This window comes from uncultured Sulfuricurvum sp., from assembly GCF_937936435.1.
Classification (GTDB): Bacteria; Campylobacterota; Campylobacteria; order Campylobacterales; family Sulfurimonadaceae; genus Sulfuricurvum.
In genome coordinates this window covers 1-22,067 of the sequence record NZ_CALDDG010000131.1, presented here as the reverse complement: position 1 = coordinate 22,067, position 22,067 = coordinate 1, and the positions used below count along the sequence as shown (strand labels likewise).

The following is a 22,067-nucleotide window of genomic DNA, read 5'->3' as shown; positions in this document are numbered from 1 at the left end:
ATTCTCTGGTCAGAGCCTCCGTCATCGATCAGGAAGTGCGTCTGATCGGTGAGAAGCCTAAAACATCGATCAAATTGCGGTTGGAAAACGGATCGCTTTGCCGTTGTGTTATGAGCCCTTATCTGCGTGATCTGCGCGGACGGGAAGTACTGGTAGAGTTGCAAGTCGCCAAGATCACGTTTATCGATTATCTCAAAGGGTTCCGTACTCGCGGGGTGATCGAAGAAGTCTATCCTCCTCTTAGCCTCAAAGAGCAGTGGTACCGCCGTATCGCCGCACACCATTCGGACTCACGGATGCAAGAGCTCTATGGGGCGCTTTTCGTCGCGACTCCGATGTCGCAGGAATTCCAGTCTCTCGTCGGTGCGATGGGACTGAGCCATATCCTCTCGATTAGCGGGTACCATTTCGGGATTTTAAGCCTCATCGCCTACTTTTTTCTCCGCCCCCCGTACCGTTGGTTGCAAAACCGATACTTCCCGTATCGTCATGGGAATCGAGACCTTTTTTTTATCGTTATCGGAATTCTCTTTTATTATTTGTGGGCCTTGGAATTTATTCCGCCGATGGTTCGCTCCTTCGGAATGATTGCAGTAGGGTATTGGCTTTATGATCGCGGGATTAAAATCATCTCGGTTCAAACGCTTCTGATTGCAGTGGGAGTGTTGCTCGCTTTTTTCCCGAAACTTTTCTTTTCGCTCGGGTTTTGGTTCTCCTCTTTCGGCGTGCTGTCTATTTTTATCTTTGTCCGTTATTACGAGCATTGGAAAGCGTGGCAGATCTTTTTGGCTTTGCATTTGTGGTGTTATCTTGTGATGCTGCCGATCTCTCTGGCAATTTTCGGGACGTTCGGATGGTGGCATATGGGATCGATCCCGCTGGCGTTAGCGTTCAATCTTTATTATCCGAGTGTCTTGGCGCTTCATATGAGCCCTTGGGGTGCCTGGTACGATCCGTATCTGATTGCGTTGTTTGAAAGCGGAGATATCCACTCTGTCACGATTCCGTTGTGGATCGGAATCGCAAGCGTGGTTTTGGCACTAGCCGCGATGCGTTGGAAGAGTGCTTTTTGGTCTTTAGGGGCGTTGGGAAGCGGCACGCTGATAAGCGCGATTTATCAGATAGCATAATTTCATCCCGTAAATGACGATGATCCAGGAGACATAAATCCACAGGAAGAAAAAAATCAAAGCCGAAAACGAACCGTACATCGTGGCGTAGGTTTTGTTATAAAAAACGTATTGGATAAAACTGTTTTTGGCAATTCCCCACACAACCGCTACGATAAACGAGCTGATTGCGGCCGCTTTGGTAGAGACGTCGGCATTGACCGCTATTTTGTAGATCAAAAAGAAGATCGCCCACAGCAGCAAGAATGGGAAAATAGAGAGGGCCCCCGAGATAAATCCGCTGAGATGGCCTGCGATATAGGCTTTGAGGCTCATCGAAGCGATCAAAATGATCGGGGTGAGGGTGATAAGGGTCCAGTAGGTTGTAATGGCATCCCATAAACGCCGTTTTTGGGCTTTAAAAATCTTTCCGACGATGTGCTCGAAATTTTGAAAGAAGAGCAAGGAGGAGACAATCATCGTCGTAAATCCGATGACTCCGAGTTGTATCGAGTTTCGGAAAAACGATTCGAGGTAGCCGGCAATCGCTTCCGTTTGCCCTGGCATGATGTTCTCAAAAATAAAAACCTGAATTTTGGCGTATTGATCACTAAAGACCGGGACGTTCGCAATTAGACTGAGGGATATGATCAGCAGCGGAACGACGGTGAAAATCGTATAAAAACTGAGACTGGAGGCATAGACCGTAATTTCACGGTCGAACATCATCAGAACAAAGAGTCTCAGGTGCCTCCATATGTTTTGGAAATTCATCCGTTACTCAAGCCCCATTTTCATAGGATTGAGAATATTGTTCGGATCGAATGCCCGCTTGATGGATTGAAACAGGGCCATCTCTTCGGGTGTAAATGCCATCGACATATATGGTGCTTTTGCCAGACCGATGCCGTGTTCGCCGCTGAGGGTTCCGCCGAGATCGATGGTTGCCTGAAACACCTCTTTGATCGCCGCATAGCCGATTTTGACCTGCTCAGGGTCTTTTCCGTCAACCATGACGTTGGTATGGACATTACCGTCTCCAGTATGGCCGAAACACGGGATATTGATGTTGTATTTTTCAGCGATGGCATAAAATTTTTCCAGCAGTTCCGGCAGGGCGGAACGGGGAACGGTGACGTCTTCGTTGATTTTTTTACTTCCGTAAACGGAGAGCGATTGGCTGGCATTACGACGGGCAAACCATAGGTCGGACGCTTCTTGTTTGTTCTGGGCGATCTTGAATTCGCTGCATCCGTTTTCACGGAAGACTTTTTCGACAAGAGTGAGCTGGAAATCGAGATCTTCTTCGAGGTTGCCGTCCACGTCGGTCACCAAAATAGCGCCTGCTTCGGTTGGAAGCCCTTTGTGATAGACTTGTTCTACCGCACGGATGGTGAGGTTGTCCAAAAACTCCATGGCAACCGGAGTGACGCCGCTAGCCATCGTTTTGTAGACTGCTTCCATCGCCGCATGGACGGTTGGAAAAATTCCCATCGCCGTTTTGGTCATTTTAGGTTTGGAGAGGAGTTTGAGGGTGACTTCGGTCGTTACGGCCAATGTCCCTTCCGACGCGATCAAAATGCCGGCTATGTTGTATCCGGCGACATCTTTGATTGTCCGTTTCCCCGCTTTGATGATATCGCCGTTTGGAAGGACCGCGCGGATCGCCATGACATAGTCTTTGGTGATTCCGTATTTGGCGGCGCGCATACCGCCTGCGTTTTCGTTCACGTTTCCGCCGATGGTGGAGTATTCCTGACTTGCCGGATCGGGCGGATAAAACAATCCCACCTCTTCGACGGCACGTTGCAGTTCCATATTGACGACGCCGGGCTGGACAATGGCAACCATATTTTGCATATCGATTTCAAGAATTTTGTTCATATGTTTTTCAAAGGCCAGAACGATACCGCCCGAAGAGGGGAGTGCACCACCGGTAAAACCGCTTCCCGCCCCGCGCGGGACGATAACGATGCGGTGCTCATTGCAGTATTTTAAGATATCGCTGACATCCTGTTCATGACGGGGGAAGAGAACCATATCGGGTTCGAAACGTTCCCGTGTCGCGTCATACGAATAGGCGATCAAATGGGCTTTGTCGCTGTAGACGTTTTCTGGTCCGAGCAGATGGGTAAAAAACTCGGTTGCGCTGGCTGGGAGCATTATTAGTCCTTCAGGTCGAAATTTTGTAATAGTGCGCTATCGGTGCTAAATTTTGCTTTGTATAAGTCGTGTAGCTCTTTATTATGAGAATTTTTTAAAGCGATTTGTTCCAAATAATAAGGTTCATAGCTATCCAAACGGGAACTTCCTTCACCCCACCATGCAGCTCGAATCGTCGGAACACGGGTATAAAACGGTGTCATTGCTTTGGTTGAAGGAGTGAGAGACGGGGTGGTTTGCAAAAGGGTAAAACTTTTACAGTCAAGGGTGAATAAAGTCTGCGCACTCTGAATATACAAAAGTCCGACCGAGTTGGCCGTGCAGTAGTCATGAAAATCTTCGACCAGCGGTGTCGGATGTCCTTCATAGGAAAGAAATGCCGCATAATTGTCAGGATGTACCCATTCAATGCCTGAGATGCTTTTGGTAACGGTATCGTACGCATCATCGTTCGGGGCGATGAGAAGTGCGCGGGTGTAATCGTAACCCAATACGGCTTTGTCTGACGGACTCGGAACCCAATTCCCGCTCGGGAGAGAGTTTTGGCGAATACCGTCATACGGGCTTAAACGAAGCAGTGCGCGCCCGTTGGAAGGGTTGGTTTGTTCGACAAGGGCATTGGCGATAATGGCACTGTGAGAAGCATCGAATTGACGGATGATAAATCCGCTCATCCCTTTTTGAAGGTTCTCAGCACTGATTGCCGCGCGGTCTTGATCGACCTCGAGCAGCGGCGTGGTGATGGATGCGGCATTTAAAACGCCGCAAGTGATAAATGAAAAAAGCCAGATGCGCATCATGGTAACCTTTTGATAAAGTAAGTTAAGACGATTATAGCTTAACACGTCTTTGTAAATGGAATTTTTGCTATTATTTAATTCTTTTTTTCGCGTAATGCGTATTTTAACTAAGGACAAGAATGGGCCGTCTTTTTGCATTGTTATTATTGCCTATTCTCCTTTTCGGCGGTACCGTCATTCCGTTTAAATGGAATAACGGTGAAAGTTTTCTCACTTTTTTAGAGCGAAAAAAGCTTCCCCTCTCGGTCTACTACAACCTCGACAAAGAGGATCAAAAACTAACCGAAGACATTCCCTACAGTGCGAACTGCCAGATGGTAGTTAATTCTAAAAAAATCATTCAGCAGATACTGATTCCCGTGAATGACGAGTTGCAGCTTCAAATCTATTTGACCCCTAAAAAACGCTATGAACTCCAAGTCGTACCGATCGTCAGCGAAGAGCATACGGAAACACTGTTTATACCGATCAAAACGATCCCCTATGATGATATTTTAAAAGCGACGGGATCTCGGAATCTTGCGGCGGAATTTGTCAAAATGTTTAAAGGAAAAGTCGATTTTCGGCGGGGAATACGTCCGGATGATACGATTGTTATGGTTTATACCCAAAAGTACCGTTTGGGCAAGCCGTTTTCGATGCCGGAAGTTCATGGCGCGATGGTGGAGCTGAACGGAAAACGCCATTCGATGTATCTGCATACTGACGGCCGTTATTATGATGAAAAAGGGGCGCAGTTCGAGAAATTTATTTTTAAAATTCCGATTCGCAATCCCCGCATTACTTCCCGATTTACCAAACGGCGCTGGCATCCGGTATTGCATCGCTACCGTGCGCATGTCGGGGTCGATTTCGGAGCCCGACCGGGGACGCCGATTCTGGCGACGGGGGACGGTCGGGTTACGTTTGCCGGATATTCACGAGGATACGGCAATACGTTGAAAATCAAACATTCCAACGGTTTTATCAGTCTCTATGCCCATCAAAAATCGTTTCGCAGCGGTATCCGCAGCGGGACAAAAGTAAAACAGGGCGAAGTAATCGGATATGTCGGATCGACGGGGCTCTCTTCCGGGCCGCATCTGCATTTCGGGATGTATATCGGAGGGACACCGATCGACCCGCTCACGGTCATGAAGAAAAAGACCGAAGGATTTACCGGAAAAGAGCGTAAAGCGTTCCTTGCAATACGTGACAAGATGGATCGTATCTTTACATCGGCATTGAAAACAAAACCGGTGCGTAAGCCGTATTTTGATTTTCATAATACCTATTATGTCGATATCGATACCTTTAAGCCGAAACCGTTTTAAAAAGTTTTCATGATTACAGATGTAGTGACACTCCCTTGTGAAGAATCGCAATACGTTAAACCCAAACGGATACGCTATCTACAAGAGGGTACAGAAAAGTTTTGGGATATGGTCGAGGTTCACGACAGCGTCGCTGTCATCTTGTATCACCGTGAACGTCGTTCATTGGTTCTTGTCAAGCAGTTTCGTCCCCCGGTTTATTTGAAGAACGGAGACGGCTATACATATGAGCTGTGTGCCGGAATTGTCGATAAAGCAAAAAGCCTGATTGAGATTGCCCGGGAAGAAGTTTTCGAGGAGTGCGGTTTCGATGTCCCGGCAGATCAGATCGAAAGAGTGAGCTCTTTTTATACCTCGGTCGGTTTTGCCGGTTCTGTTCAGACGTTGTACTATGCCGAAATAGATGAATCGATGCACCGTCATAGCGGCGGAGGTGTCGATGTCGAATCGATTGAAGTGATCGAGATACCGCTTGAAGAGGCGGAACGGTTTATGATGGATGAGAGTAAAGCCAAAACACCGGGTCTGATGTTCGGCTTTGGATGGTTTTTGAAGCATCGATGTTAATTCCCGTACATTGTACGGGAAATGGCGAATAAAGTATTAAAACATATAGGTCAAAGCGGCATTGAAAGAGCGCCCCATTCCTTGCAGCGGAGTGTAGGTACTTGCAGAGTAGTTGACGACGTCTACTCCTCCAAGAGGGAGCGCATAAGCTTTATCGAATAAATTGGTGATCGAGAAATCCATTTTAAGTTGTTTTGACCATGTATAGCCTGTGCGTAAATCGACGAGCATATATCCCGGTGTCATCGGTTCGTTGCGAACCGTATCGACCGACTCTTTGGCCCCGACGGTTTCGATATCGATTCCGTTATTCCACTCTCCTGAAACACGATCCAAACTCACTTTCGCATGTAACGGCATCATATGATAGAGCGATCCCCCCTCATCACGGAAACCGCGGGTATAGCTGAGTGTTCCTTTTAAGGTTCCTTTGCCGTTATCGGCATTATTCCACAATGTCATGTATCCTGAAAGGTCGGCACCGAAAAGATGGGCGTCTGTATTGATGAACTGAAGATAGTTGATTCCACTGGCTTGGTTGACAAGTGCAACATCGATATAATCTTTGACTTTTGTATAGTAAGGGGTCAGTTGAACTCCCCACTCTTTTTCTGCGGCGTCGTGGAGTGACAGAGTCGCACTGAACGTATGAGCCACTTCGGGATCGAGATCGAGGTTCCCTGTGTAACCGTTGGCATCACCGAACCAGTTGATCATCCGCATATCCATACGGATCGGATTGGAATAGACTCCGTTGCTTCCCGCCCATGCGTAGCGTTCATAGATATTCGGCGAACGGGTTTTGCGGGCGTAACCGATTTCGATGTCGGCGTTTTCGTTGTAATCGTATTTGGATGTTGCCGTCAGGTCAAAGTTGTTATCCCGTTTGCCGTGATCGCGGGCATTGAAAATTGCCGCATCGGCCGGATCGTTGATCGTATTGTTATATCCGACAACATTGCCGGTATCCATCATGACGATATCGGTACGGACTCCGAGGACGGAAGAGAACTTGTCGTTCCATTGCGAATGAGCTTCGGCATACACGCCGATTCGATCACGTTTGCCGTTGTTGATGTTCCAAAAAGTATTGGGACTCATACCGGGCATATTTCTAACGGTATCCGGCGGCCACCAGTCATCCAAACGGTATCGGTCGTAATCGGCGCCGAATTTGAGCGTTTGTGTCGAGGTAATCGGCCATGTTGCCTTGAGATTGATGCCGCTTTCCTGTGCTTTGGTGTACATCGGCATATTGCCGGTACGTTCGGAGAGGATTTTATTCATGTAGTGATCGGTGAGTTGGCGATAGAGATTCGCATCGATCAGCAACGCACCGAGTTTTCCCTTATAGCTTAGGTTTGCCGAGGTCGATTTGTTGCCGAGCATATCCATATACTGGTTAGGGAAGCCGATGTAGTCGGCATTCGTTTTCGTCACTTTTAGCGCTACGACATCATCGGCATCTATTTTATAGGCAAGCGTCAAGGCGTGGTTTTGTTGTTGGTATAGAGTGTCTTTGACTCTGTCGCCGTGCCCGTCTTTGTAGTTTTCCGATTTTTCGGCAAAACCGGAGTAGTTTACGCTGATCGTATCGTTAGCGGCCGTCGCACTGAGAGAAGCTCCTCGTGTTTGACCGTTGCTGTGGTAAAATCCGCTGATTTCACCGTCTGTCAGAACACCGCCTTTATCGGCAAATACTGGATCTTTGGACTTGACGGAGATGGTTCCTCCGATACTGTCTCCCCCCTCGCTGACAGGGGTGATTCCCGCCATCACATCGACCGATTCAAGTTTGGACGTGTCGATATAAGAGAGGGCCGGATTCATATGGTTGGGGCAGGCGGAGGTAATCGTCATTCCGTCGACGTCGATTTTGACGCGGTCATCGGCCATACCGTGAATCACCGGCAGTGATGCGCTTCCTCCCGTTGTATAGACACTCACGCCCGGGATATCGGCGAGTATTGATGCCGAATCTCCGGTCATGGTCGTCGATTTGGATGCCGAAAGATTTGCGGCAGCGATGTCAGAGTTGAGTGCATCGCTTTCGACGGCAATTTTTTGAATCGTAACCGGTTCGGTCGCCAAAGCGGCAACCGCGGCTATCGAGAGCAGAGTAAATTTCTTCATCATGTATCATCCTCATAATTATGAAGAGGGATTGTAAAGATGAAGTGTTACATTAGTGTTAAGTCTCAAGAAAAAAAGGGAAAAAGAGAATTTATTTTTATGTTACACTTCCGGTTATGAAGCTAAATACGAAACAAATTCTTTTGACCCTGATCCTTTTGGCTGCGTCGGGCTATTTTCTCTACAGCGGATTTTCTCTTCTATTTCATCCTTGAAAGCACAGATTAATAGCGGATCGAAACCTCTTCGGGAAATTGCATCGTAACACAGTGCAATGAACCGTGCTGGCGGATGAGTACGGAACAGTCGATCGGGACGATGTCGCGACCGTGGAACGCTTTTTTACAGATCGCGATGGCCTCTGCATCATGTGCATCATTATAAATCGGCAGCAAAACGGCACCGTTGATAATTAAAAAATTGGCATAGGTCGCGGGTAAGCGTTCATCGTCGTAAAATGTCGGATTGCACATCGGCAGTGCGATGAGATGGAACGGTTCTCCGTCGATATCCCGGAGTTCTTGAAGTTCTTGTTCCATTTTTTTGAGCGCATCGTAATGTTCATCGGTTGTATCGTCGCATTTGACATACATGATTGTATCGGTATCGATAAAACGAGCCAGCGTATCGATATGACTGTCGGTGTCATCTCCGGAAAGATAGCCGTGATTAAGCCACAAAATCTGTTCTACGCCGAAATGTTTTTTGAGCTCGTTTTCCATCCCTTTTTTATCCAGATGGGGATTGCGGTTAGGGTTGAGCAGACATTCCGCTGTCGTGAGAAGCGATCCGTTTGCATTGGTTTCGATCCCTCCCCCTTCCAAAATAAGATTGACTTTCTCCATCGGTGCACCGTATGAAGAGGCAAGCACCGAACTCATGGCGTTATCCCGTGATGCATCGAATTTTCCTCCCCAACCGGTGAAGGTGAAATCGAGTAATAGCGGTTCGTCCTCTTCTTCGTCTATAACACTCAGTACGCTGCAGTCGCGTGCCCAGGTATCGTTGGTTTGATACGCGACGAATAAAAGGTTCTCATGAGAAGAAAAATAGCTTTTGACGATATCGATATCGTCACAGACGATTAGACAGGGCTGGTACCGTGCAACCGCAGTTGCGATCTCAACGAAACATGAGCGGGCCTCTTCGAGGTAGGGTGCCCAGTCGCTTTGCGGATGGGGAAAAATGAGCTGCACAAAACTTTGCGGTTCAAATTCGGCGGGGAAATAACGCATTAATTTACCTTGGATTATAATTTCGCCATCTAACCCTCTAGGGAAAACATGGCATCGATACAACTTAGCCGCGAGGCACTGATTCATAATCTCGACATTATCGCACACCAAGTCGATGGAAAAGATAAAATAGCGGTCGTTTTAAAAGATAACGCTTACGGTCACGGAGCACAATTGATCGCGCAGGCCGTTTCGGAATACGGAGTAAAGCAGGCAGTAGTCCGTTTGGAACGTGAAGCGTTGGAAATTATCGATTATTTTGACAACGTCTTGATCCTCGGAGAGTGCTCGACGATACACCATCCGAAACTCAGCTATGCCCTCAACTCCCTGGATGAGATTGCCAAACATCTTCCGGGCAGTCGGATAGAACTGAAAATCGATACGGGGATGCACCGTAACGGCATTGCTCCCTCCGATATCGAAACGGCAATGGCGATGATGGCTGAGCGGGGATTGGTTTGTATCGGGATGATGAGCCATTTTCGCAGTGCAGATACACTCAGCTCCGAATGGTTTTGGCAGCGCCGTATTTTCGATACCGCCAAAGCAGAGGCGAGCGAATCGGCGCGACGATACGGATGGAATCTCCGGTTCCATATTTCCAATTCGGCGGGAGCGTTTCGCTCTTCGGTATGTACGGATGATATGGTACGCGTCGGGATCGCTTTATACGGCTGTCTGGAGATGGATGCTACGTTGGTACAGCCTGACTTGAAACCGGTTTTGTCTCTGGTCGGGGAGAAAATCGCGACGAGAGTATTGAAAAAAGGGGAACGGGTCGGCTACAACGGGATCTACGAAGCGAGTGAAGACGAAGTGGTCTCCACCTATGATTTAGGGTATGCCAACGGGCTTGACCGGCTCGCTTCCAACCGTTACACGACTCCGGAGGGAATTGCGCTGAGAGGACGTATCTCAATGGACAATGCGGTTTTTTCAAGCGATACCGACCGATTAGTGGTCTTTGACAATGCAAACGATTATGCCAAAGCGGTCGGAACGATCGGATATGAGATTTTGGCATGTCTGGATAAGACGCTGATCCGGGAGTGGAAAGTCCGATAAGCCTCTTTGGTGAGGCTATGGTGTCAGGTCGTGATTTTTACGATCGCTTCGGGGAAAATAGCACCGTCAAAACGCATTTCGATCAGTTTTTCCAGATGCTGTATGCTGTCGACGTAACCCAAAACTTTGGCGTCAAAGAGATAATGTTCCGCAACCTTTTGGATTTCAGAACCGTTTTTCGGATTGACGATGAGGTAGGAGGCTTTGAGATTCTCGGCGATCACGGCGTCGCTTGTCGTTTCGATATGAAGAGCAAAACGGACATTGTGGGCACGAAGATGGGTGATGATATCGAGATTTTCCGGCGTAAAAAAGAGGGTGACGACCGAATTGGGCGGAGTGCGGCGAATCGCTTCGATCGATTCGATGTGGTAAAACTGCTCGGAAGGAACGTAGGGATGGCCGAAAAGGAGCATTATCGTCTCTCCAAACATTCACGGGAACAATAATATTTTCCATCCCGCATTAACGCTTCTTTGACTTGAACGTAGGTTCCGCATGCCGCACACGGGATCATCGCTTCTTCCTGTGAATGGTCCGAAGAGGGAGGGGTCAGTGACTTTTTTTTGAAAAAAAGAAAATAAACAGCCGCTAATATTCCGGCTAACAGTAATAATTTCAACATCGTTATCTCTTTATGAGTAAATAATGGCGGTTTTCCGCTTCAATTATAGTGTAATCCAGTGATTCATCGATTTCATCATACACTTTTTCCCCTTTGTAAAAGAGCAAAAGGGTCCCTTCGGTACAAAAGGGTTCCGAGAGACTCATGAGCATCCGCGTATCGGTAACCGCGCGTGACGTGACGAGATCATAAGGGGAGGGGTCGAGCTGTTCGACCCGTACCCCTTTTACCTCGACGTTGTCCAATCCTAAATCAGCTTTGACGAATTGTAGAAAACTGAAACGTTTACTGAGCGGTTCGACGAGGGTAAAACGGGTTTCGGGCATTGCTATCGCGAGGATCATCCCGGGAAATCCGGCTCCCGTTCCGATATCCATCGCTTTTTTAAGAGGGGGTAAAAATGTCAGCGGAGTGACGGCATCAACAATGAAATCATCCACCTGTCCCAGATCTTTTGCTCCGGTAAGATTGTGAATCTTGTTCCATTTTTCCAGCAAAACTTTGTACTGTTCGACTTTGGTGAAAAAATCTTCGGGAACAGGGATGTTCCGAGCTTCTATTAACTGTTGCAGTGTGCTCAAAACATATGCCCCATTTGCTCTTTTTTAACTTTTAGATACCCTTCGTTATGAGGGTTCGGATCGATGATGACGGGGACGCGTTCGGTGATTTCGACGTTCAGCCCCTCGACGACTGACACCTTTGCGGGGTTATTGGTGAGAAGGCGGATTTTGGTGAGATGAAAATCGTTAAAAATTTCGCCGACCACATCGTAGGTGCGCTGATCCGGAGCAAATCCGAGTTCGACGTTCGCTTCGATCGTATTGCGCCCCTGATCTTGCAGTGCGTAGGCATTGACTTTGTTAAGCAGGCCGATATTACGCCCCTCCTGTCGGTGATAGATGAGCAATCCTCCCTCTACCGCAATCAGTTTGAGTGCTTTATGAAGCTGATTGTTACAGTCGCATTTGATGCTTCCCAGTGTATCTCCCGTCAGACATTCCGAGTGGATACGTACCAGAGGCGATTCTTGTTTTTCAAAATTTTCGGTAAAGATTGCCAGATGTTCTTGTATCCCTTCCTTGTACACACGGATTTTAAAATGGCCGTATTTGCTCGGGAGGTTGGCGATAGCAGATTTTTCGAATGATATTTTAGTATTCATCCGGCAATTATAATTTTCTTTTCTTAATCTAAGTATTGCTACACTTACTTCAACTATTTATTTCGGAGTTATTTTATGGAGCGTTTTCGCCGCACCCGGTTAAATTCACATTTACGTTCATTGGTCCGTGAGACCCATGTAGGAATTAACGATTTTATTTATCCCCTTTTTGTACGTCCGGGCGAAGGGATTAAAAATGAAGTCGCTTCGATGCCGGGTGTCTATCAGATGAGCCTGGACGAGATACTCAAAGAGTGTGCTCTGTTACAGTCGCTTGGGATTTACTCCATTATTTTATTCGGGATACCGGAAGTCAAAGACTCCGTCGGTTCGGACGCGTTGTGCGATCACGGGATTATTGCTACCGCCATTCGTGCGATCAAGCGGGAATATCCGAAAATGTTTGTCGTGACCGATTTGTGTTTTTGCGAATACACCGATCACGGCCATTGCGGTATTTTGGACCATGTCCATGAGACGGTCGATAATGACCTGACTTTGGATATCTCCGCAAAGCAAGCGCTGGTTCATGCCCGCGCGGGTGCAGACATGATCGCCCCATCAGGGATGATGGACGGCATCATTACGACGCTTCGCGATGCGCTCGATGGGGGAGGTTACGTGAATCTGCCTATCATGAGCTACTCGACCAAATTTGCGAGCGGATATTACGGACCGTTTCGTGACGTTGCCGAGTCGGTACCGAGTTTCGGAGACCGTTCGACCTATCAAATGGATCCGGCAAACCGCCGCGAAGCGATCCGTGAGAGTCTTGTGGATGAAGCTCAGGGAGCCGATATCCTGATGGTGAAACCGGCTTTGGCGTATTTGGACATTATCCGCGATATCCGTGAAGCTTCCCAACTCCCTTTGGCCGTTTACAATGTCAGCGGCGAATATGCGATGCTTAAACATGCGGGTGCGGCCGGATTGATCGACTATAATCGGGTCGTGATGGAAACGATGGTCGGATTTAAACGTGCCGGTGCGGATATTATCATCAGTTATCATGCTAAAGAAATAGCGGCACTTTTAAATTAATAAATTATTTTATGCTATGATTGTTTTTTGTATCGAAGGAACACCGTGAGACATTTTTTAACCTTAAAAGACTATACCAAAGAAGAGATTCTCGAAATTCTCGAAATTGGGCTGGCCATTAAACAAGAGGTCAAAGCCAAAGAGTTCAAGCCCAGACTTGCGAATCAAACTTTGGCGATGATTTTTGAAAAAAGTTCGACACGGACGCGGGTCAGTTTTGAGGTAGGAATGTACCAATTGGGCGGACATGCCCTATTCTTATCCAACCGTGACATTCACCTCGGACGCGGCGAACCGGTGAAAGACACCGCCCGTGTTATCTCTTCGATGTGCGATATGGTTATGATCCGCACGTATGAGCAGGCGATGCTCGAAGAGTTTGCCCGCTTTTCGAAAGTTCCGGTCATAAACGGTCTCAGCGACAGTTACCACCCCGTGCAGCTTTTAGCCGATTATATGACGATGATGGAATGCGGTAAAGACAAAAATCCGGTTGTCGCGTATGTCGGTGACGGAAACAATATGACCCATTCTTGGCTGATGCTCTCTGCTAAGCTCGGATTCGAACTGCGTGTTGCAACTCCGAAAGGATATGAATGCGATCCGGCGATTATCGCGGATGCGATGAAATACGCAGAGCAAAGCGGTGCGAAGATCACGATTACCAACGAACCGAAAGTAGCGGTTGCAGGAGCTACCGTCGTCACGACCGATACATGGATTTCGATGGGACAGGAAGAAGAGAAAGCGCAGCGTATTCGTGCTTTTGAAGGTTACATCGTCGACGAAGCATTGATGAGTCTGGCATCGGATGAGGCCATTTTTCTCCATTGTCTCCCTGCATATCGCGGCGTCGAAGTGAGCGAAGGGGTTTTAGACGGAAATCAAAGTGTGATCTTTGAAGAAGCGGAGAATCGCCTCCATGCACAAAAAGGGTTAATGGTCTGGTTAGATAAACATCGATAGGGAGTATTCATGCGGTCAATATGGTTGGTGGTTATTGCATTTTTGAGTCTTCACGCAGCTGAAGTGGTGCAGGTAGGAGAGAAGTATAAAAGCTCCGGAAAATGCAAGGCATGTCACAGCCATATTGTTAAGCAGTGGGAGAGTTCGTGGCATGCGAAATCCCATTATGAAATCGATGAATACTTTCAAAAGACGATTGATTACGTTGCCCGAAAAAACAATCGTAAATCGCTTAATACGATAAAAATCGAATGCGCCGTATGTCATAATCCCCGTATTTCAGTCACCTCTACCAATGCCGATTACGAAGCGATAGCCGCTTTGGAACTCGATAAAAATACGGCAGCGACCAAAGCGCTTGAGAGCGATACGATTTCAGAGGGGATCAACTGCGTCGTGTGTCACAATATCGATCAGATACATGACAACCTTCCTGAAGATAAACGGGGGATGAACCGTGTCAGCTGGATGAAATCGGGAGTGATGAGCGGACCGTACACGGACGCGATTTCTCCGTATCATAAGACGGAGCAAAGACCTTTTATGGATTCCAATCCGAATCAGCTTTGTTTTGTCTGCCATGCCAACGATACTTCCGAAGAGGGGCACCGATTCACCGATATGCAATCCGAGTTTAAAAGCGGTACTAAACAATGCGTCGATTGTCATATGAGTCCTCGTAAAGAGGGGATAGCGGCAACTTTGCGCGATACAAACGGAAAAGCGCATAAACGGCTTATCCGTGAGCACGGATTCGTCGGAGGACATGTCGAGAATATGTGGAAAGGCGCTTTGAAAATTTCGGCGAGAAAAAGTGCCCAGGGGTTAGAAGTCACTTTGAATAATCCTCAGCCGCATGCACTTCCGAGCGGTTTCGGCTCTCGCGAGATTTTGGTGGAAGCTGAATATAAAAAAGGTTCTAAAACAGTAAAAGTCGAAAGCCTTTCATTGACTTCGCATTATCTCAGTAAACGTGGGAAACCGACGATTCCGCATCTGGCGGATAAAACTCTCGAAGCCCTCTCCGTCCCTGCATTGGGCTCTAAAACAGTCGTACTTCCGATAGAAAAGCAGGCGGATAGTGTTGTGGTGAAAGTATCGTATCGATTAGTCAATGATGAAGTGCGTGATTTGTTAGAATTGAAAAACCCGATTTGGTCGAAAAAAATGGCGATTCAGACCCTCAACATGAAGTTGTAATGGTTGAAGGGGAAAGCCCCTTCCAAAAGAAGATTAGTTCATTTCCACTTTGATGATCAGATCATCGCCTTCTTCTACAACGGTAAAGTTGTGTTTTTGACAAAACGTTTCATTCATCTCTTCCGCCCACTCTTTGGCTTCGACCATCGCATCGTCTTTATTTGCAAATGTTTTAACACTTTCCATTCCGCTTCGTTTGAAACAACCGCACTCTTTTTCCATTTTAACGTTGAACATAAGTTTCCTTTAGTAATAGTGTAATTTTTGGAAGTATAGTTTTTAAAGATTAAAAATATCAGACAAAAAATAGACGATTTGAAACTAAAGGTTATCTTTATCTTTTACTGTACTGATATTGTCAGGGTTATTTATGCAAATTTCAGCTATGATTCCATTTGAATTTTGGGTGCCTTTTAAAGAGATAAACGAATTTTTTTAAAAGGTGCCCTCGCGGATGAGAATCCAACTTATCCTCACTAAAAATTTCTTTCCCCTAGGCACAAGGGCAAGCGTAACTGGTCGAAATGGTTTTCGATGGCGTATATAAAAAGGTAAATTATGAATATTGAAGAAACAAACATAGAAGAAAATAGCGGTACATTTGAAGATTTCGGTCTACGCGACGAAATTATGCAAAGTATCCGGCATGCAGGATTCAAAACCCCGAGCCCGATTCAGCAAATGGTTATTCCCGTTATTATGGAAGGGCGCGACGTCGTAGGACAAGCTCATACCGGTACCGGCAAAACTGCGGCATTCGGTCTTCCGTCATTGAATAAAATGCATTTAAAAGGGGGGATCGAAACCCTCATTATTACTCCAACACGTGAACTTGCAAATCAGGTTAGCGATGAAATTTTCAAATACGGTAAGCATTTGGGTGTTCGAACCGTGACGATTTACGGCGGAAGTTCATATAACCGCCAAATGGATTTGATCGAACGCGGGACACAGGTTATTATCGCAACTCCGGGGCGTTTATTGGATATGCTTAGTCGTAATATGCTTAAAGGCTTTACCCCTGCAACCGTTATTTTAGACGAAGCGGACGAAATGCTCGATATGGGCTTTTTGGATGATATTAACGAAATTTTCACCTATTTGCCGCAAGAACGCCAAACGTTGCTCTTTTCTGCAACGATGCCGGCTCCGATCAAACAATTGGCAGAACGTATTTTGGTCAATCCGTATTTTGCATCGATTACTAAAACGGAGACGACTAACACGGATATTACGCAACAATATTATGTTATCGAAGAATCGGAGCGCGACGATGCGATCATCCGTTTGATGGATGCAGAGGATGCTAAAAAAACCGTGGTGTTTTGCCGAACGAAAAAAGAGGTTGATCGTCTCAGCAACGTACTTTCAGCAGCCGGTTATTCTGCAAAAGGGCTACACGGCGATATGGAACAGCGTCAACGCGAAAGCGTTATCAAAGGGCTTAAAACGGATGCGGTGGATGTATTGATCGCGACCGACGTTGCGGCGCGCGGATTGCATATCGATGATGTTACCCACGTTTTCAACTACCACATCCCCTTCGATCCTGAGAGTTATGTTCACCGTATCGGACGTACAGGGCGTGCAGGTAAAAAAGGGGTTGCGATTACTTTGGTTACACCGTTGGAATTCAAAGAACTTCAACGTATCCGTGCCAAAGTCGGAACAACAATGGAGCATGCGTATATTCCAAGTAAATTGGATGTTAAAGAGGCTCAGGTAACGCGTTTGGTCAACGAAATCGAAAAACAGCATGTGTACGATGAGGCGCATAAAGTTTTGGATCTTTTGAAACAAGATTATGATCAAGAACAAATCGCATACAAATTGATCTCGGTATTGATGGAGCGTAACAGTGTGCAGGGGCCGAATCATATCGGTATCGCTGCTGAGCGTTTGGAAAAAATTCTCCATAACTTAGAACGTCGTGGCAATGAGCGCGGCGGAAGCCGTAGCGGAGGGTTTAACCGCAATCGAAACCGAAGCGGCGGAGGCGGCTACCGCGGCAATAATGATCGCAACGGTGGCAGCGGTGGCAGCGGTGAACGCGGCGGAAATGATCGCGGTGAGCGTTCACGCAGTTTTAGCGGTAACCGTTCGTCTAAACCAAAATATTAATCGAAGCGCGCGTGTAAGCGCTCCTTGAGCTTCTCTATAAACGGCTCCATCGGGGTCGTCAACTCAAACCCTTCTCTTTGTTTGCTCCCCCACATCGGTTCGGGAAAATAACTGTCATTTTTAAAACGTGCCATCACATGCCAGTGAACGTGAGGAAGCATGTTTCCAAAAGAAGCGATATTGATTTTATCGGGCTTGAAATACTCCAGCATCTCGGTTTCAATAATGTCTAGCATCTCCCAGATTATCTCTTTTTCCTCACGCGAACATTCGGAAAACTCTTTTTTGGGCGATTGAGTAAAAATTTTGAGCCAGGGGATTTCACTTTCGTGAAGATCGATATAAACGAGAGAATGGGAATAGATCATTGCAAACCTTTGAAGTGATTCGCAATTGTAGCAGGAGTTGTTTAGCGGATGGCTTTACCGGCGAATGGAACCAGTGCGCTTCCCCATGTCAAACCGCCTCCGAAAGCATCCAGAAGCATTAAATCTCCCTCTTGAAGACGGCCCGATTCATAGATATCATTGATTGCCATCGGGATCGATGCTCCGGAAGTATTGCCGTATTTTTCGACGGTGAGTACCACCTGCTCGTCAGCCAATTCGAGAGCGTCCCCTACGGCTTTGATAATACGGTAGTTGGCCTGATGAGGGACGAAATGTTTAATAGAAGAAGCGGGGATGGCATTTTGTTCCAAAATCTCTATGACGTCGTTCGTCAATGTCCGAACCGCAACTTTGAAGGTTTCGTTCCCTTTCATTTTCATAAAACATCCGGCTTGTTCGCGGTCAAGCTCGTCATGTGCCGATCCGCTACCGCCGTTCGGGGTCATCAACAAATCGGCAAAAGAACCGTCTGAACCGGTATGGATGTCGATGATGCCCTCATTTTTATTATCCGAAGCACTGATAACAGCCGCACCGGCACCGTCTCCGAAAAGAATACAGGTCCCTCGGTCGGTATAATCGGTGATCGCACTGAGCTTTTCCGCACCGACAATAAGGACATTTTTTTTCATTCCCGATTCGACAAAGGCTTTAGCGATGTTTAATGCATAAACGAATCCGGTACACGCGGCAGAGATGTCAAATGCGGTGACTTTTCCCATTCCCAGCTTGGTCGCAATGATTGTGGCGGTAGAGGGCATACAAAAATAATCGGGAGAGATCGTAGCACAGATGAGCATGTCGATCTCTTCTTTGGCGAGCCCTGAGCGCTCTATGGCAAGCTCTGCCGCTTTAACACCCATGTCGCTTGTCGTTTCATTTTCGGCAGCGATATGGCGCTCTTTGATCCCCGTACGCTTGGTTATCCATTCGTCGGTTGTATCGACCATCGACTCCAAATCTGCATTGGTTAAAATTTTAGAAGGAACATAAGCTCCTATAGAACGAAATGCAGCATACATGAGTGGCCTTTGTAAGGGATCGAAATTTATTTTTTAAGTTCTTCTAAGCGGTTTTCAATGTGTTCATTGACACCGGTATTGACATAACGAATCGCTTGAAAAATAGCGTTTTTAATTGCCTTGGGATTACTTTTGCCGTGACTGACAATAGCGCACCCTTTGATACCGATCAAAGGCGCTCCTCCGATTTCGGCATAGTCGATCTCTTTTTTAAGCAAGTGGAATACTTTACGCATTAGCAATGCCCCTGTGATCGCGACAGGCGATTTGCGGATATATTGTTTGATAAAAAAACTGATGGTTGATGCCACCCCTTCGGATGCTTTTAAAACCAGATTACCGATAAAACCGTCGCATACGATGACGTCGCAAGAGGAGTCGAAAATATTGTTTCCTTCGACGTTTCCGATGAATCCGTTTTTCCCTTGAAGCATGCCGAAAGCCTCTTTAGTGACTTCATTACCTTTAGAGTCTTCTTCGCCGTTTGCCAACAAACCGACACGCGGCTGCTCGATTTTAAGCATGTCTTTAGCGTAATAATAGCCCATGATTCCGAATTGGAAGAGATGCTCTGCCTTACAATCGACATTGGCACCGGCATCCATCAGGATACTGCGTTGACCGCTTTTGGTCGGCATCAGCGTAGCAAGCGCAGGACGAAGAACATTTTTTAATCGTCCTAATCGAAGGGTCGCCAAACTCATGGTCGCACCGCTGTGACCGGCACTGACGACACCGTCGGCAAGCCCTTCGCGTACCAGCTCGATCGCTTTATAGATCGAACTCTCTTTGCGTTTGAGAGCATCCGTGGCGGCATCGCTCATATCGATAACGTCATCGGCCTCTACAATCAAAATCTTATCTTTATAGCCCTTGGGTAATAAAGATAAAATCTCATCTTTTTTACCAACTAGAATTGGTTGAAAACTTTTTTCTTTAAGTGCTTCAAGTGTCCCTTTAACAATCGGTTCGGGACCGAAGTCCCCGCCCATTGCATCAATTGCAATTCTAATCATTGATTATTTGTACTCACCGGTTGTCGGGTTGACATAGTGAGACAATTTGTACGTGCCGTCTTTATCTTTGACCGGACGAGCAAGAGAAATTTTATAGTGAGTTCTGCGCTTTGCAGAGCGTGAGTGACTCACTCTTCTTTTAGGTACTGCCATCTTTTATTGTCCTTTCTTTTTGGTTTTAGAACTCTCGATCTAACGAGGTTCCTTCGCAGTTTTTGCAACAGAAATAGTCGCTTTTGATCAATTCGATTTCCGAATGCAGAAGCTCGTCCAAATCGATCGTACTGTGATCGATCTCGACGATATCCAATTCTTCATCGCTGCCTTCGTATATTCCGTCGCTGAGATAAAAGGTAACCTCTTCATTCAAGGGGTGTTCTATCTCTTCGGCACACAGGTCGCAGGGAATCGAAATACTCCCTGTAATTGTACCGTTTAATTGGGCAACATTCCCCTTTTTCAAGATTAGATCTCCTGAAAAACGGGCATTGTCACGATTCGCCTCAAAATGAAGCGGTTGTGATCCCAATTTTTTGAATGCTATCTTCATTATCGGTTACGAAATCTCGCGGCCTGAGAAGAAAAATGCGATCTCGATCGCAGCATTTTCCGCAGAATCGCTTCCGTGAACCGCATTCGCATCGATGTTTTCAGCGAAATCGGCACGGATAGTTCCCGGTGCAGCTTCTTTAGGGTTGGTTGCACCCATCAAATCGCGGTTTTTAAGGATAGCGTTATCGCCCTCAAGAACGGTGATAACGACCGGGCCGCTTACCATAAAATCAACAAGATCGTTGAAGAAAGGGCGAGCGGCATGTACTGCGTAAAACGCTTCTGCGTCTTGACGTGAAAGTTGAACTTTTTTCATAGCCGCGATTTTAAGGCCGTTACTTTCGAAACGGTCTAAAATTTTACCGATGACACCTTTAGCGACGGCATCTGGCTTGATGATTGACAACGTTTGTTCCATCAATGCTCCTGTTTTGTATGTAAAAAATAGAACGGGATTATAGCCAAATAATAATTTAAGTAATATTAAAGATGCTGGGAAAAGAAGGAAGGAGATAGAATAGAGGGGAAAGCCCCCTCTTGTCGAATTTTAGTTAACGACGTTTGCGCGTGATGAACGCATTTCCGCGGTAACATCATCACGGTGTGAAGGACTTGCTCCGATTTCATCCCATGTGATACACCCTTCGGTCGGGCATGCGGTTGCACACGCAGGCTCGTCATGGTGACCTACACATTCAACACATTTGTCAGCGTAAACGTAATAGATTTCTTCACCTGTCGGGTTATCGTCCTCGTCAACGATTGCTTCTACCGGACACTCGTCGATGCAAGCACCGCAGTTAATACAGGTATCATTAATGACTACTGCCATAGGATTCTCCTTGGTTGATAAATATCGGTAACTATAACAGAAGAATTTTAAACCCACCTAAAAAAATAGGAGGGCTTAAAAGATTATAGATAGGATGTTACGGAATAGAAAATTAAAGGTCGAGGTATTGACGGATAGCATCGACTTTGTCGGTTTTTTCCCACGTAAATTCGGGGAGTTCACGTCCGAAATGTCCGTATGCCGCAGTTTTACGATAGATCGGGCGAAGTAGGTCCAAGGACTCGATAATACCGCGCGGAGTCAGGTTGAAGAGCTCTTTAACACAACTTTCCAGTTTTTCTTCAGGGACAACGGAGGTTCCGTGGGCATTAACCATAATCGAGATCGGTTTGACAACGCCGATGGCATAAGAAACCTGGATGGTTGCCCGTTCGCAGGCACCTGATGCAACCAGATTTTTGGCAACGTAGCGCGCCGCATAGGCAGCCGAACGGTCCACTTTGGTCGGATCTTTTCCGCTGAACGCTCCACCGCCGTGCGGGCATGCCCCGCCGTAGGTATCTACGATGATTTTACGTCCCGTCAATCCGGCATCTCCTTGCGGACCGCCGATTACGAATTTCCCGGTCGGATTAATGTGATAGACGATGTTCGGACTCATTAATTCTGCCGGAATAACGTATTTAATCACCTCTTCGATGATATCGGCATGAAGTTTTTCCTGCGAAATATCCGGTGCGTGTTGGGTAGAGACGACGACGGTTTCAACGGAAACCGGTTTGTCATCCA

General features: G+C 46.8%; 26 protein-coding genes. 8 read left to right on the top strand and 18 right to left on the bottom strand.

What is annotated here, in order from left to right; genetic code table 11:
* The coding region (locus Q0389_RS12560) for a ComEC/Rec2 family competence protein (protein WP_298694665.1) at positions 1–1,130 on the top strand (1,130 nt) is incomplete at its 5' end.
* Here Q0389_RS12560 and Q0389_RS12555 read toward each other — a convergent pair.
* Genes Q0389_RS12555 through Q0389_RS12545 form a run of 3 tightly spaced genes read right to left on the bottom strand, consistent with a single transcriptional unit; the run spans position 1,077 to position 4,069 of the window.
* Entirely contained in the window at positions 1,077–1,883 is an 807-nt protein-coding gene (locus Q0389_RS12555; RefSeq protein ID WP_298694662.1) for a YihY family inner membrane protein, read from the bottom strand. The genes Q0389_RS12560 and Q0389_RS12555 overlap by 54 nt on opposite strands.
* Before the next feature lie 3 nt (positions 1,884–1,886).
* Positions 1,887–3,272: an FAD-linked oxidase C-terminal domain-containing protein gene (locus tag Q0389_RS12550; protein WP_298694659.1), complete on the bottom strand. Its 1,386-nt coding sequence runs from the start codon at positions 3,270–3,272 to the stop codon at positions 1,887–1,889.
* A gap of 2 nt (positions 3,273–3,274) precedes the next feature.
* Positions 3,275–4,069 carry a plasminogen-binding N-terminal domain-containing protein gene (locus tag Q0389_RS12545; RefSeq protein WP_298694657.1) on the bottom strand — a complete coding sequence of 265 codons (795 nt, stop codon included), beginning with the start codon at positions 4,067–4,069 and terminating at the stop codon, positions 3,275–3,277.
* A 122-nt stretch (positions 4,070–4,191) separates the two neighbouring features.
* Here Q0389_RS12545 and Q0389_RS12540 point away from each other — a divergent pair, with 122 nt between their 5' ends.
* Positions 4,192–5,385, top strand: a complete 1,194-nt coding sequence (locus tag Q0389_RS12540; protein ID WP_298694655.1) for a peptidoglycan DD-metalloendopeptidase family protein — start codon at positions 4,192–4,194, stop codon at positions 5,383–5,385.
* A gap of 9 nt (positions 5,386–5,394) precedes the next feature.
* The gene (locus Q0389_RS12535) at positions 5,395–5,952 is read left to right on the top strand and encodes an NUDIX hydrolase (RefSeq protein ID WP_298694653.1); all 558 of its coding nucleotides are present in this window, start codon (positions 5,395–5,397) and stop codon (positions 5,950–5,952) included.
* 36 nt (positions 5,953–5,988) lie between these two features.
* Here the strand turns inward: Q0389_RS12535 and Q0389_RS12530 are convergent, their stop codons facing one another.
* Complete coding sequence (locus Q0389_RS12530; protein ID WP_298694650.1) at positions 5,989–8,088, bottom strand: TonB-dependent receptor; 2,100 nt, start codon at positions 8,086–8,088, stop codon at positions 5,989–5,991.
* Positions 8,089–8,309: 221 nt separating this feature from the next.
* Positions 8,310–9,320 carry an agmatine/peptidylarginine deiminase gene (locus Q0389_RS12525; RefSeq protein ID WP_298694648.1) on the bottom strand — a complete coding sequence of 337 codons (1,011 nt, stop codon included), beginning with the start codon at positions 9,318–9,320 and terminating at the stop codon, positions 8,310–8,312.
* Between the two features lie 48 nt (positions 9,321–9,368).
* Here Q0389_RS12525 and Q0389_RS12520 point away from each other — a divergent pair, with 48 nt between their 5' ends.
* A complete protein-coding gene (locus tag Q0389_RS12520) occupies positions 9,369–10,388 on the top strand; it encodes an alanine racemase (protein ID WP_298694646.1) in 1,020 nt (339 codons plus the stop codon).
* A gap of 23 nt (positions 10,389–10,411) precedes the next feature.
* On the opposite strand, the gene Q0389_RS12515 is transcribed toward Q0389_RS12520, so the two are convergent.
* The 4 genes from Q0389_RS12515 to ribA are packed head-to-tail and all read right to left on the bottom strand — an operon-like array spanning position 10,412 to position 12,178.
* Complete coding sequence (locus tag Q0389_RS12515; protein WP_298694644.1) at positions 10,412–10,804, bottom strand: hypothetical protein; 393 nt, start codon at positions 10,802–10,804, stop codon at positions 10,412–10,414.
* Positions 10,804–11,013: a PP0621 family protein gene (locus tag Q0389_RS12510; protein WP_298694642.1), complete on the bottom strand. Its 210-nt coding sequence runs from the start codon at positions 11,011–11,013 to the stop codon at positions 10,804–10,806. The genes Q0389_RS12515 and Q0389_RS12510 overlap by 1 nt, the downstream gene beginning before the upstream one ends.
* Positions 11,014–11,015: 2 nt before the next feature.
* On the bottom strand, positions 11,016–11,594 hold the full coding sequence (gene rsmG / locus Q0389_RS12505; RefSeq protein ID WP_298694639.1) for a 16S rRNA (guanine(527)-N(7))-methyltransferase RsmG: 579 nt from the start codon (positions 11,592–11,594) through the stop codon (positions 11,016–11,018).
* Complete coding sequence (gene ribA / locus Q0389_RS12500) at positions 11,591–12,178, bottom strand: GTP cyclohydrolase II (protein WP_298694638.1); 588 nt, start codon at positions 12,176–12,178, stop codon at positions 11,591–11,593. The genes rsmG and ribA overlap by 4 nt, the downstream gene beginning before the upstream one ends.
* 75 nt (positions 12,179–12,253) lie before the next feature.
* Between ribA and hemB the strand changes: the two genes are divergently transcribed.
* From hemB to Q0389_RS12485, 3 genes are read left to right on the top strand one after another with little or no spacing between them, the layout of a single operon-like run.
* The gene (gene hemB, locus Q0389_RS12495) at positions 12,254–13,219 is read left to right on the top strand and encodes a porphobilinogen synthase (RefSeq protein WP_298694635.1); all 966 of its coding nucleotides are present in this window, start codon (positions 12,254–12,256) and stop codon (positions 13,217–13,219) included.
* Between the two features lie 45 nt (positions 13,220–13,264).
* Positions 13,265–14,185, top strand: coding sequence for an ornithine carbamoyltransferase (gene argF, locus Q0389_RS12490; protein ID WP_298694633.1), 921 nt, complete (start codon positions 13,265–13,267; stop codon positions 14,183–14,185).
* 9 nt (positions 14,186–14,194) lie between these two features.
* Complete coding sequence (locus Q0389_RS12485; protein WP_298694631.1) at positions 14,195–15,385, top strand: multiheme c-type cytochrome; 1,191 nt, start codon at positions 14,195–14,197, stop codon at positions 15,383–15,385.
* A 33-nt stretch (positions 15,386–15,418) separates the two neighbouring features.
* Here Q0389_RS12485 and Q0389_RS12480 read toward each other — a convergent pair whose 3' ends face one another.
* A complete protein-coding gene (locus Q0389_RS12480; RefSeq protein ID WP_298694629.1) occupies positions 15,419–15,622 on the bottom strand; it encodes a hypothetical protein in 204 nt (67 codons plus the stop codon).
* Positions 15,623–15,943: 321 nt separating this feature from the next.
* Between Q0389_RS12480 and Q0389_RS12475 the strand changes: the two genes are divergently transcribed.
* Positions 15,944–17,506, top strand: coding sequence for a DEAD/DEAH box helicase (locus Q0389_RS12475; protein ID WP_298694627.1), 1,563 nt, complete (start codon positions 15,944–15,946; stop codon positions 17,504–17,506).
* Here the strand turns inward: Q0389_RS12475 and Q0389_RS12470 are convergent.
* From Q0389_RS12470 to metK, 8 genes are all read right to left on the bottom strand, one after another.
* Positions 17,503–17,874 (bottom strand): HIT family protein, encoded by a 372-nt coding sequence (locus tag Q0389_RS12470; RefSeq protein ID WP_298694625.1) that lies wholly within the window; start codon positions 17,872–17,874, stop codon positions 17,503–17,505. The two genes, Q0389_RS12475 and Q0389_RS12470, sit on opposite strands and share 4 nt — an antisense overlap.
* 41 nt (positions 17,875–17,915) lie before the next feature.
* A complete protein-coding gene (locus Q0389_RS12465) occupies positions 17,916–18,917 on the bottom strand; it encodes a beta-ketoacyl-ACP synthase III (RefSeq protein WP_298694623.1) in 1,002 nt (333 codons plus the stop codon).
* Between the two features lie 26 nt (positions 18,918–18,943).
* Positions 18,944–19,933: a phosphate acyltransferase PlsX gene (gene plsX / locus Q0389_RS12460; protein ID WP_298694621.1), complete on the bottom strand. Its 990-nt coding sequence runs from the start codon at positions 19,931–19,933 to the stop codon at positions 18,944–18,946.
* 3 nt (positions 19,934–19,936) lie between these two features.
* Positions 19,937–20,086 (bottom strand): 50S ribosomal protein L32, encoded by a 150-nt coding sequence (gene rpmF / locus Q0389_RS12455; RefSeq protein WP_298694620.1) that lies wholly within the window; start codon positions 20,084–20,086, stop codon positions 19,937–19,939.
* A 25-nt stretch (positions 20,087–20,111) separates the two neighbouring features.
* Positions 20,112–20,483 (bottom strand): YceD family protein, encoded by a 372-nt coding sequence (locus tag Q0389_RS12450; protein WP_298694618.1) that lies wholly within the window; start codon positions 20,481–20,483, stop codon positions 20,112–20,114.
* 6 nt (positions 20,484–20,489) lie between these two features.
* Positions 20,490–20,903, bottom strand: a complete 414-nt coding sequence (ndk, locus tag Q0389_RS12445) for a nucleoside-diphosphate kinase (protein ID WP_298694617.1) — start codon at positions 20,901–20,903, stop codon at positions 20,490–20,492.
* A gap of 129 nt (positions 20,904–21,032) precedes the next feature.
* Entirely contained in the window at positions 21,033–21,317 is a 285-nt protein-coding gene (locus Q0389_RS12440; protein ID WP_298694615.1) for a 4Fe-4S dicluster domain-containing protein, read from the bottom strand.
* A gap of 112 nt (positions 21,318–21,429) precedes the next feature.
* On the bottom strand, positions 21,430–22,067 hold a 638-nt coding region (metK, locus tag Q0389_RS12435; protein ID WP_298694613.1), incomplete at its 5' end, for a methionine adenosyltransferase.